Annotated in this window: 12 protein-coding genes; 10 read left to right on the forward strand and 2 right to left on the reverse strand. The window is 61.7% G+C overall.

The annotated features are described in order from the left end of the window. The 5 genes from H537_RS44005 to H537_RS0118215 form a co-directional block, all read left to right on the forward strand. Window positions 1–670, forward strand: a 670-nt coding sequence (locus H537_RS44005) for a phosphate acyltransferase (RefSeq protein ID WP_043459161.1), incomplete at its 5' end; no start/stop codon positions are given. Window positions 671–978: 308 nt separating this feature from the next. Next, entirely contained in the window at window positions 979–3,273 is a 2,295-nt protein-coding gene (locus H537_RS0118205) for an NADP-dependent malic enzyme (protein WP_084150797.1), read from the forward strand. Further along, window positions 3,270–4,592 (forward strand): NAD(P)/FAD-dependent oxidoreductase, encoded by a 1,323-nt coding sequence (locus tag H537_RS0118210; protein WP_028998992.1) that lies wholly within the window; start codon window positions 3,270–3,272, stop codon window positions 4,590–4,592. Before H537_RS0118205 ends, H537_RS0118210 begins: the two co-directional genes overlap by 4 nt. A 163-nt stretch (window positions 4,593–4,755) precedes the next feature. Continuing rightward, a complete protein-coding gene (locus tag H537_RS53120) occupies window positions 4,756–5,088 on the forward strand; it encodes a hypothetical protein (protein ID WP_156901816.1) in 333 nt (110 codons plus the stop codon). A 227-nt stretch (window positions 5,089–5,315) separates the two neighbouring features. After that, window positions 5,316–5,561, forward strand: a complete 246-nt coding sequence (locus tag H537_RS0118215; protein ID WP_084150795.1) for a LuxR C-terminal-related transcriptional regulator — start codon at window positions 5,316–5,318, stop codon at window positions 5,559–5,561. A gap of 186 nt (window positions 5,562–5,747) precedes the next feature. On the opposite strand, the gene H537_RS53125 is transcribed toward H537_RS0118215, so the two are convergent. Then, window positions 5,748–6,290, reverse strand: a complete 543-nt coding sequence (locus tag H537_RS53125) for a hypothetical protein (RefSeq protein ID WP_156901817.1) — start codon at window positions 6,288–6,290, stop codon at window positions 5,748–5,750. 1,589 nt (window positions 6,291–7,879) lie between these two features. Here H537_RS53125 and H537_RS53130 point away from each other — a divergent pair. After that, complete coding sequence (locus H537_RS53130) at window positions 7,880–8,077, forward strand: hypothetical protein (protein WP_156901818.1); 198 nt, start codon at window positions 7,880–7,882, stop codon at window positions 8,075–8,077. A gap of 288 nt (window positions 8,078–8,365) precedes the next feature. Next, window positions 8,366–8,647 (forward strand): hypothetical protein, encoded by a 282-nt coding sequence (locus tag H537_RS53135; protein ID WP_156901819.1) that lies wholly within the window; start codon window positions 8,366–8,368, stop codon window positions 8,645–8,647. Between the two features lie 463 nt (window positions 8,648–9,110). Here H537_RS53135 and H537_RS0118225 read toward each other — a convergent pair whose 3' ends face one another. Continuing rightward, complete coding sequence (locus H537_RS0118225) at window positions 9,111–9,344, reverse strand: hypothetical protein (RefSeq protein WP_028998994.1); 234 nt, start codon at window positions 9,342–9,344, stop codon at window positions 9,111–9,113. Window positions 9,345–9,522: 178 nt separating this feature from the next. Between H537_RS0118225 and H537_RS57060 the strand changes: the two genes are divergently transcribed. The 3 genes from H537_RS57060 to H537_RS44010 all read left to right on the forward strand — a co-directional run. Further along, on the forward strand, window positions 9,523–9,723 hold the full coding sequence (locus H537_RS57060) for a PAS domain-containing protein (protein ID WP_028998995.1): 201 nt from the start codon (window positions 9,523–9,525) through the stop codon (window positions 9,721–9,723). A gap of 391 nt (window positions 9,724–10,114) precedes the next feature. Beyond that, the gene (locus H537_RS0118235) at window positions 10,115–10,318 is read left to right on the forward strand and encodes a hypothetical protein (RefSeq protein WP_028998996.1); all 204 of its coding nucleotides are present in this window, start codon (window positions 10,115–10,117) and stop codon (window positions 10,316–10,318) included. Window positions 10,319–10,698: 380 nt separating this feature from the next. After that, a partial coding sequence (locus H537_RS44010; protein ID WP_156901820.1) for a PAS domain-containing protein occupies window positions 10,699–11,597 on the forward strand: 899 nt, incomplete at its 3' end.

Here is an 11,597-nt window from a genome sequence, read left to right on the forward strand (position 1 = left end):
CATCTGCGCGCTCATGGTGCACCTGGGCGACGCCGACGCCATGCTCACCGGGCTGGTGGGCAAGTACGACCAGCACCTGGAGCACGTGCGCAACATCATCGGCCTGGCCCCGGAGGCCAAGGTGATGGGCGCCATGAACGCCGTGCTGCTGGACGACCGCACGCTCTTCATCACCGACACCTTCGTCAACGAGGAGCCCGACGCGGAGTCGCTGGCCGAGATCGCGCGCATGGCCGCCGAGGAAGTGCGCCGCTTCGGCATGCCGCCCAAGGTGGCGTTCCTGTCGCACTCGATGTTCGGCTCCTCCACGCGCCCGGCGGCCAACCGCATGCGCGCCGCAGCCGAGCGCTTCAAGCAGATCGCCCCCGGCGTGGAGTGCGACGGCGAGATGCACGGCGACGCGGCGCTGTCGCAGGACGTGCGCGACCGCCTGCTGCCCGAGCAGAGCACGCTCACGGGCGAGGCCAACCTGCTGGTGCTGCCCAACATCGACGCGGCCAACATCCTCTTCAACGTGCTGAAGATGACCGGCGGCCACGGCGTCACGGTGGGCCCGGTGCTGCTGGGCGCGGCCAAGCCCGCGCACATCCTCACCCCTTCGGCCACTGTGCGCCGCGTCATCAACATGACGGCCATTGCCGGGGCGGCTGTAATGCAAACCGCCCGCTGAAACGCCAGATCGTCGACACCGGGGCGCTGCAATCGTGTGGGACGACGGCTTTGCCGCCCCACCAGGTTTGCCGAGTAGCTATTGCGATACTTTCGACAGCCGCAACCCCATTACGTTACTGCTGACATGCAGTCAGGCTACCTCGGGCACCACCTCAGCGACTTTCCTGCGATGTCCTTGCAAATCCGGCTTGACGAGAGCATCGAATCCGGGCATTGGATTCGGAAGGACAGGTACCACGACTTTGTCTCTTTGCTTGGTCCAGGCAGGAACGTCTGGCCTACGAGGCAACGACCATGGAGAACGCCATGAGCCAGAACCGGACGTTGCGGGACGCCGCACTCGACTACCACCGGCATCCGATGCCAGGAAAGATCTCGGTGGTGCCCACCAAGGCGATGGTCACCCAGCGCGACCTTGCACTGGCGTATTCCCCGGGCGTCGCCGAAGCCTGCCTGGCGATCGTCGACGACCCACGGCAGGCCGATGAGCTGACTGCGCGCAGCAACCTTGTCGCGGTGATCAGCAATGGCACCGCGGTGCTCGGCTTGGGCAACATCGGTGCACTGGCCGGCAAGCCGGTGATGGAAGGCAAGGGCTGCCTGTTCAAGAAGTTCGCCGGCATCGATGTTTTCGACATCGAACTGGACGAGACCAATCCCGATGCATTGATTGAAACAATCGCCCGCATGGAGCCGACATTCGGCGGCATCAACCTGGAGGATATCAAGGCGCCGGAATGCTTCTACATCGAGCGCAAGCTGCGTGAGCGCATGAAGATCCCGGTTTTCCACGACGACCAGCATGGCACGGCCATCGTGGCTGCGGCGGCCATCCTCAATGCGCTGCGTCATGCCGGAAAGGACATCGGCACTGTCAGGCTCGTGGTGTCGGGTGCGGGTGCTGCGGCACTTGCCTGCCTGGACTTGATGGTCAATCTCGGACTGCCTCCCGAGAACATCTTCGTTACTGACATTCACGGCGTTGTCTACAAGGGCCGCGCCGAGGACATGGATGACAACAAGGCCCGCTATGCGCAGGACACCTCGGCCCGCACGCTGTCCGAGGTGATGCCTGCGGCCGATATCTTCCTCGGGCTGTCCGCCGGCGGCGTGCTCAAGCCGGAAATGGTCGCCGGCATGGCACGGGATCCCATCATCCTGGCGATGGCCAACCCCGATCCGGAAATCCTTCCGGAGGCCGCCCTGACCGTACGGCCGGACGCCATCATCGGCACGGGCCGTTCAGACTATCCAAACCAGGTCAACAACGTCCTTTGTTTTCCGTTCATCTTCCGCGGCGCGCTGGACTGCGGCGCCACGGTCATCAACGAGGAGATGAAGCTGGCCGCAGTGCGGGCGATCGCGGCGTTGGCGCACGCAGAGATTCCCGATGTGGTGGCGGCGGCCTACGGACTGCGTGGCATGCGCTTTGGAGCGCAGTACCTGATTCCCAAGCCGTTCGATCCGCGCCTGATCGAGGTGATCGCCCCGGCGGTGGCCGAGGCGGCGGCGGCCAGCGGTGTGGCAACCCGGCCGCTCAGCGACATGGCCGCCTACCGGCAGCGGCTACGCGAGTTCGTCCACCACACCGGCAGTGCGATGCAGCCGGTGTTTGCGGCTGCGCGGCAAGCGGCACGGCGACGTCTTCCGCGCGTCGCCTATGCTGAGGGCGAGGACGAACGCGTACTGCGCGCTGCACAGGTCACGGTCGATGAAGGGCTGGCACGGCCTTTGTTGATTGGCCGCGACGCGGTGATCAGGCAGCGTCTGGCCGAATACGGCCTGCGTCTGTCTCTTGGGAGCGATTGCGAGTGTGTCGATCCGACCGATCCTGCAACGGTAGGCATGGCCGCTGACGACTACCTGCTGCGCCAGAAGGGCGTATCACGGGAATACGCGCTGGGTGCAGTGCGCAACCACAACACCATGCTAGGTGCGGTACTGCTGCGTTCCGGTCGCATCGATGCACTGCTGTGTGGCACACAAGGACGCTACGCTGGCCATATCGAGCCGATCCGTCACGTGATTGGCACCCGTGCCGGTGTGAAAACGTTGGCGACGATGCAGATGCTGATCCTGCCCCAGCGGCAGCTGTTCATCTGCGATACGCAGGTCAACCTTGATCCGACCGCCGAACAGGTGGCGGAAATCGCAGTGCTGGCGGCTGCGCAGGTGCGGCGCTTCGGTATTGAACCGCGGGTGGCACTGCTGTCTCACTCCAATTTCAGCTCCTCCGATGCGCCATCGGCGTTGAAGATGCGGCAAGCGCTCAGCCTGGCCAAGGCGTTGGACTCCGCGCTGCAGGTTGCCGGTGAGATGCGAGGCGACGCAGCATTGTCGGCAGAGGTGCTGGAGCGGGAACTGCCCGAATCACCGCTCGGTGGTGAGGCCAACGTGCTGGTGATGCCCAACGTCGATGCCGCGAACATTGCCTACAACCTGCTGCGCATCGCTGCGGGCAACGGCATCACGGTGGGTGGCATCCTGCTCGGTGCCAGTCAGCCGGTGCACATCCTGGCACCTTCTGCGACGGTGCGCCGCATCGTCAACATGACAGCCTTGGCAGCGATGGACAGCGACCGTCAGCGGGGGCATGCATGAGTGCCAGCCCGCACCGAGTGGTGATCGTGGGTGGTGGCGCCGGCGGACTGGAGCTGGCTACGCGGCTGGGCGACACGCTGGGCAAGCGCGGCCTGGCGCAGGTCACGCTCGTCGAGAAGGCGCGCACGCACTTCTGGAAACCGCACCTGCACGAGATCGCCGCCGGCACCGTGGACCTGCACACCCACGCCGTGGACTACCTGGCGCAGTCGCACTGGCACGGATTCCGCTACCGCGTTGGCGAGATGACGGGGCTGGACCGCACACGGCGCGAGGTGCAGGTGGCGCCCTACGTCGATCCCGAGGAAGGCGAGCAGGTGACGGGCGCGCGTATCTTCGGCTACGACACGCTGGTAATTGCGGTGGGCAGCCTCAACAACGACTTCGGCACCCCGGGCGTGCAGGAGCACGCCATGCTGCTGGAGACGCCGGCGCAGGCTGAGCGCTTCCACCGCCGCCTGGTCAACGCCTGCGTGCGTGCGCATGCGCAGAGCGCGCCGCTGCGGCCGGAACAGCTGCAGGTGGCCATCATCGGCGCCGGCGCCACCGGCGTGGAGCTGGCCGCCGAGCTGCACCACACCACGCGCACGTTGGTGTCTTATGGGCTGGACCGCATCGACCCTGAGCGCGACATCCGGATCAACGTGATCGAGGCCGGCCCGCACATTCTGGCGGCGCTGCCGCAGCGGATGTCGATGTCGGCGCAGCATCAGCTGGAAAAGCTCCATGTGCGTGTGCGTACCAACGCGCGCGTCACCGAGGTGACGGACAGCGGTGTGAAGCTTGCCAGCGGCGAGACCATTCCCGCAGAGCTGGTGGTGTGGGCCGCTGGCGTCAAGGCGCCGGAATTCCTCTCGAAGCTCGACACCCTGGAAACCAACCGCATCCATCAACTCGTCGTAAGTTCGACCTTGCAGACCACGCGCGACGAGAACGTCTTCGCCATCGGCGATTGCGCCGCGGCGCCCTGGCTGGGCCGCGAGGGTACGCTGGTGCCGCCGCGCGCGCAGGCAGCGCACCAGCAGGCCTCGCACCTGGCGAGGCAGATCGCCCGGCGGCTGCGCGGGCAGCCGTTGCAGCCCTGGCGCTACCGCGACTTCGGCTCGCTGGTGTCGCTGGGTACTTACACGACGGTGGGCAACCTCATGGGTCAGCTCGTGGGCGGCAACTTCTGGATTGAGGGCCTGTTCGCGCGCTGGATGTACCAGTCGCTCTACAAGATGCACGAAGTGGCACTGCACGGATACTGGAAGACGGCACTGGGCTCGGCGTCGCGCTTCATCGCTCGGCGCACCGTACCGCGGGTCAAGCTGCATTGAGCAAGGCGCTCGACATCGCCGCTGGCCGTGACAGGAGAACCTGTTGTACTTGGTTTGGCGATCGGCGAACACGAGACACTTTGGCTGCGACTACAGCAAGCAGCCAAGTCAAGGCGCCAGGTAGCGTGAGAGCTGGTAATTCACATTCATCTCGGAGAGCGGCATGCGATGCATGGACGGAAGGGCATGGGAAGAAGGTTTTCATGCAGGCCAGCATCTCGGCAAGTCCTGCCCGTACCAAAGCGATAGCCAAGAAGAATGGGATTGGCACGCCGCCTGGCTCGAAGGCGCGGCGAAGAAGCTCGGCATGCGCTACAGCAGGACAGCAGCCGAGAGGGATGCTCGGCACTTCAGCCGTTCGTTGGCCGATGAGAGCGCCTCGGTGTCGCCGTCTGTTACCAAACGACCTCGGTTGAAAGTGCCCGCCCGTCACGGGGCTGAATCAATGAAGCCGCATACCGGTTGTTATCGAAGCGCATGGTTCCCGAAAACTTGATGTACCCGGAACGTGGTGCTCCCGCATATCGCAGCCTTTCGCACGCAACTACATGCGATCAGCGATCAAGACGTCGGCCCGGCGCCGCAGTTCCTTGAGGCGTGAGACCGTCCTCATGTCGGAGCTGGGCATTGGCAGCAACGCTGCGGAGAGGTTAGGCGGCGGCCGATGGCCAGCGATGAAGAGGAAGTGCCTTTGCCGGCTCGTGCTGTAGGTGCACCATCGGCATGCAGTTCGCCCGATGTGAGAGCGGCGTGCTCTTGCGCATGGCCAGGGGCTTTACGCTGCGCGGCATCAGTGTGCAATTGCACCTGTCGCGTCACACCCTCGCCGGCTGCGTCAAGCAAATCTACCGCAAGCTTGACGTGAGCTCGCACGTCGAGGCCGCGCTGGAAGCATTGCGGCTGGGGCTTTTCAATCGTGCCAACAGTATGAACACCAGTTACCCAGGCTCGGCCAACTGGCACCGCTGATTCACGGGCGACGCGGCCCCAGCGTCCAGCGCGCTTACGCTGCCCGGCAGCTCTGTCCAGGGACTCCTGTCGGTCCCCTGGCTTTGGCCAGTGCCATGAGGGACGGTGGCACTCCGTGTCTGCACCAGCCGTCCTGCCGGCCGGCCCGTTATCCCAACACGCCGGCCGCCCGTGCTTCAAAGCCGTTCAGCGCGCCCAGCGCTTGGACGAAGTCTGGTTGTTCATGAAATCGCCGATGTAGAGGCAGTTCGGGAAACAGCGTACCCAAAAGCCAGTTTGGAAGAAGCCTGAGTAACTCGTGTTGCGAGTGCACCCGTTGAAGCCCCGGGTCGAGGTCAGGCGGTTGTTGAATGACCCTGGCATGTTAGCGGTGTACGAGCGCCCGCCGTAGCAGCCATAGATATTCCGGGCATACCAAATGTAGCTGGAGCCGCCATAGAACCTGCCGTCGTAATCGATGCCAATGACCCGCGTTGCTGCTGCAACGAGGTCCGACTCTCCGACCGACTCTGGTGAAGACTCGGAGGACAGCGTTACGGTGTTGTCTGTTGCTGCTGCCATCGCCGCAGCGAAGCTGGAGTAGCAGCCGCCTTGCTTCATTTCTGAGGTCCGCGCGCCGGCGTTCACCGGTGCCAGTTCGGCCACGCAGTGCCGGGCCGTGGGCGCGGCACTCGCTTCAGGCGGTGCGCTGCCCGCCTCGGCCTGCGGGCCATCTTCGGCCAAATGCACCCGAGGCAGCCAGCGCACCAGTGACCAGCGTGGCGGCCAAGCGCAGCCAAGAGAATTGCTTGTTCATCGCCTACTCCTACCGGAAGAACTGCGTACTGCAGTAGAAATATGGTGCCAACACGATTCAAAAAAAAGCTTGCTCGAGCTTGTGGTATTAAGTAATGCAAGCCAGACAATACTTTCACAAACCTTCCCTTGCTGCCGTTGCTGATGTTAATAATAAATAACTTGAATTTGCGGCAAGACTTATACTGGGTTCCAGAGTTTTCGAAAGCGAGCGCAAACTTATTGCCTTGGCTACTGCAATTGAGAGGCATCGGCATACTTAACTTCATGCGCTGGTGCTCGCGTGGCCGCAAACCGGGTTACTCAGCCGCATCGCAAACCGCGCGGACCTATTGCCTCTGGTTTTGGCCGTCTCCATGTTCGTGACTGTAGCGACCTTGTGTAAAGACTTTGCCCCGGGGCATTTAGAGTATGGGCCAATGCCGCTTATTGTATGTTTTCCCCTGAAAGCTTGAAAGATGACCCATACAATACAGATTCGCTGCAATGCTCCTCGCAGTTTCGCTGGCTTCACTCACAGCACAAGCAGCACCAGGGTACCGCATGGAAATGCCAGACGACACCCGCACCTTAGTCGGGCATTTGGGCCTTGATGCTGTGTGAATTGGATGTGGTCGGGGCTACGGCGCAGTACAAGCGCAGTCTTGGTTCAATAAAAAACTAAACCACGACATAAATGTCCGCAGCAAATTGAATCCAAGTTGAATGTAGCTGGATTTTTAGCGACCTACGCTAGATTCTGACTGCGTACGGCTTCTGCATGGAATCGGCCAGGGAGCACCAACCTTGAAGGAAAGAAACAAGTCCTGCATAAAAGATTTAGACTCTTGGATTTGCGCCCATGGAGCCAAACGTGACCTAGTCAGCACTGTTAACATAAGTCCTGCTGAATATTGCATGCCAGTATCCGTAAATTTCATGGCGTATTAGAGCGCGGACGACCACCCGCAGCCAACCCGGCCACCGATTAAAATATGTGCGCAATATTCATCAAGACAGGGACTTTGAAATAGGTTCAGCAAGCGCCTTCAGCATCTTCAGGATCCGGCGCCACTTATGCGGCTGGCTCTCTTGGCGCTCCTCCGCCTTGACGCATTCGCAGACGCCTACAACCCATCCGGCTTGCCAATATCCCGCTTCTTTGGATCCCGGCGGATATGGGCATCGACTGCCTACCCGCTGCCCTGCAGTAAAGCCTTCTGCTCTCACCTTGATTGACGCGCGGCACGCTCGGCGCGCGCCTGCGATTTGGCAAGCTTACATCCCCCCGCGCAGAGGCACGGCTGACGCCAACGGGCCGTTCTTAGCGCAAGCGCTCTTGGCATCCCGGGCATAACCGAGCCCTCCTAGTAACAAATCGCGCCACAAAGACAAGGGTTTTAACGTACGTGGTTTCCAGATTTGCATCCACAGCTTTAGGGATCATAATTGCTGCAGCGCAGCAAACCAATGGTTGAGGCGCTTACCGGCCACGTGCTCGGATGAGTGTCCTTGCGATAGCACTCTCGCTCGACCCGCCAATCATGGAAAACACTTCGATGTTTCGCTCCTCTTCTAAAGGACCACCCGCCGAATACCTGTCGGCCATGGCTGATCTGGAGCGACGCGCCTATCGTGGCGAATTGACTCTTCGGCAGGTTCGGCACGAAATCTTCGCACTGCGCGAGCGCTTTGGCGTCGAGGCGGCTCTTGACATGCAGTGGGCTGCCAACTCACCTTGACGTCCGCTTGTCTGAACTGTGGCCTGATCGGGTCGGTTCGCATACGGCCCAAACACTTCCGAGAGCCCAAGCCGTTGATAACAGTGGCATTAGGCGGGCAGGGCTGATCCAGTATGGCACCGCGGCGCGTGCGATTGACGGCGTTGCCGCACGCGGAGACACGGACGCATACGGCACTGGTGGACGACCCATCTAAAGTCAGCAGCACCAATCCAAGCTCAATGACCCACGGACGATGGGCTTTAGGCTATTTTCTTAACCATGGCTGATGGTTATGAGGAAACTTAAATGAAAAAAACAATACTCATAATTTCGTTGGCCACTATCGCAGGATGCGCAAGCACTCCGCTGAAACAAGAAGGAGGATCAATCGAGTACGGGGAATATCCTAAAAATTTTTCAGAGATCGTTAAATCTCACTATCAAGCCATTGCGAAAGAGCTAGGATCGATCCGATTCAATGTAATACATATTCCCAGATATTTTTCGATTTCGGATGGACTTATTCAAGCAAAGCATGGTTATCTTGTTTATACAGATTTGAATTTTAAAACTTCCGGCGGAGAGTAAACAGGCCATCATACCGACGGACTACTCATAAATAATGGACGCATTATCCATTTTTATGGAGAGAGGGCAGTGGCTTGGTGAGAGTATCTGCTAACGAGGCATGGAACAATCAAGTTTGTTTTTGACAAGCAAAACACCTTTAACTTGCCCCTCTTATCCGGGACTCAAAACTTGTCAGGAGAGAACCGGCGGGCGTTTCGTATACCGGTGGCAGGCAAGGAGGGTGCTGCCCACGCGGTCCATGCAATCTGCCACGGGACCCCTACCTGGCAGGTCTCCACAACGCGCTATAGGCATGGGGCGGGCAAGATAGGCGGCGTAGCTTGCGGGAACGCGGCTACGTTTCATTGATCGAGTTTGCTCAGAGCCCCGCGTCTGCAAGGACCGGGGCTTTTTTTGTCAGGTGCGTATGAGGGCCCCTGCTGCGCCTTGACGTCTCGAACACGAGGGCAAGCCAAGTCTTTCATGAGCGGCGTGAGCGGCGGCTCACTTTGGCTTCCCGCTGTCGCTCGCGTGTCAGGACATCGCACATGAGGTGCAGCGTTTTCTTCAAGGTGGCGAGCTCGACCTCTGCCCCTGCGGTGTTGCGGCCGTCCCGGGTGAGTTCGGCGACCCGGGCCGTCTGATGTGCCACCCGCGCCTCGCTTTCGGCGACGTGGCGTTGGGCCATCGCCAGCAGTGTTTCGTGTTGAGCCATTCGCGCCCTCGGTGTCCTGACGTCAGTATGCGCGCGCTAATGGGTGCCGGCGGGCCTCGCGGTGTTGCCTGGAAGGGCCTTGGGCAGACCTTCTGGGAAAGACAGGATCAATCGTCACTGCTGCGGCTGCAAGGAGGGATGGTGCGCGCTACATGCCAAGCGCAACCTGTAGAACCGGTTGCTGTTGCTGGAGCAAACGATCAGGCCCGGTTCTGCCTTGGCGCTTCACTGCCGGGCGCAGCACGCCGACGGTGTGCCGCCACGGTGGTTTGACATCGAGGCCCGGCTGTTGCGCGATGAGCGGGAACGGCCCCTGCGCTGGGTCGGCATGCTGCCGGACGTTGGGCAAATTCCGGGGCTCATCGCGGCTCCGGCGTGACATCAAGCGGTTCGCATGCACCTCGGCAAACCGTAACGCAGAGCACCGCTTGGTAGAACGCGCTGAAGTGGCGGCAGGCAGGACAAAAAGGTGCCCGCACGTAGCGGGCACCGGAAATGGGGCGGAAGGAGGGAGAAGGAGGAAGTGGAGCTGCCGCCCCGCGAGAGATGAGAATCACTCGCGCTCATATTCTGGGGTACCCGGGGCCTGCCCGGGTGTTTCCAATGGTGTGCCTTTGCCACTGCGCCTGGACAGCCCTTGTGCGCCCACTGCACTTGATGCCCCCAGTACGGAGGTTTTTGCATTCCCCGGAATCCAAAAGGACGCACAGCTTGCTTTCGCAGCAGCCAGTCACCTCGTGAGTCGGTTTACTGCGGCACCCAGGACACCCATGGAAAACGACGATCACGAAGACATTCAGGCAACCCTTGACTCACTGCAGGCCAGCATCGCAGGACTGACCGCTGCCATCGGTGCGCTGATCCAGTCGCACCCCAGGCACGCTCAAATGCAGCTCGCCACGACGGCCGTGCTGGAGCAGAAGCTCGGCTCGGGCGCGCTGTCCACCGTGCTCAACGAGCGGCAGAGGGAGTAGGCGCGGGACTTGGTGGAGCAGCTGGGTTCGAGCCGGGCACAGTAGTCCCGACTGATCCGAGTCGATTCCTGAAGCCGGTTTGCCGTCCAGTGCACGGAGCGTGCCGCCGACTCCAGGCCACAGCGGCGTTGCCGGCTGTCAGCGCCAGCCACTCTTCGGCCCATCCACGGCGATATCGATGCACTCGCGGCTGAAGTCGGCCTCATGTTCCAGACTTCGTTGATGCGGCTTGACGCCTTCAGTGGCTTGACCACGGTGCTCCCCGGCGCGCCTTGAAGCCGTCGAATGACGCGCGTCGGTAACCGAGAAGTATTTTCCGCTGAACAAGCGGCATTACCAATGGAGTGCGACACTGACCCCGGCTAGGCTGCCGCGCAGTTATGAATCGAGCAGACAACGAGACCGGCGGCTGGCCGTTTGCCGCCGGCGAGATGGCGCGGCGCGTACGCATGCATGACTGGGCCTCCACCCCGCTTGGGCCCGTGGAGCAGTGGTCTGCAAACCTGCGCACGACGGTGCAGCTCGTGCTTGAACACGCCTTTGCCACCATCGTGCTCTGGGGACCGGACCTCATCCAGATCTACAACGACCGCTACCGCCAACTCATGGGCGCCAAGCATCCTGCAGGGCTCGGGCAGCCGACCCGGGAGTGCTGGCCCGAGATCTGGCACATCAATGCCCCGATCTACGAGAGGGTCTGGAGGGGCGAATCGGTTTCCTTCGATGACGCGCACTACCCGATCAGGCGCTTCGGCGTCATCGAGGATGCCTGGTTCACGCTCTCGTACAGTCCGGTGCGCGACGACACAGGCGCCGTGGCTGGTGTGCTCCTGACCATCATCGAGGCCACGCGCCGCGTGCGGGCGGAGCAAGCCGTGCGCGACAGCGAAGCCCAAGTCCGGCACACGGCCGAACTGCTGGAGCAGCTGCTGGAGAGCGCGCCCGATCCAATCTGGACCAACGACCTGGAAGGCCGCATCACCGCGTTGAACTCCGCTGCGGCTGCCGTGCTGGGCCGCCCGCGTGAAGCCTTGATGGGATTGCGCAACAGCGAGGCGCTGCCTGCTGCCGCTCTCGCCGCGGTGGAAACGGAGGATCGCCGCATCCTGCAAGGAGAGCAGACCATCCGGGTCGAGCAAACGCTGTTCGACGCCAACCGCGGCGAGCCGCGTGTCTTCTTTACCGTCAAGGCGCCATTGCGCTCGCCCGATGGCCTCGTCACGGGGATCGTGGGCATTGCCCGGGACATCACCGAACACAAGAGAGTTGAGGAAGCGCT

Source organism: Azohydromonas australica DSM 1124, assembly GCF_000430725.1.
In the GTDB taxonomy this organism is placed as follows: Bacteria; Pseudomonadota; Gammaproteobacteria; order Burkholderiales; family Burkholderiaceae_C; genus Azohydromonas; species Azohydromonas australica.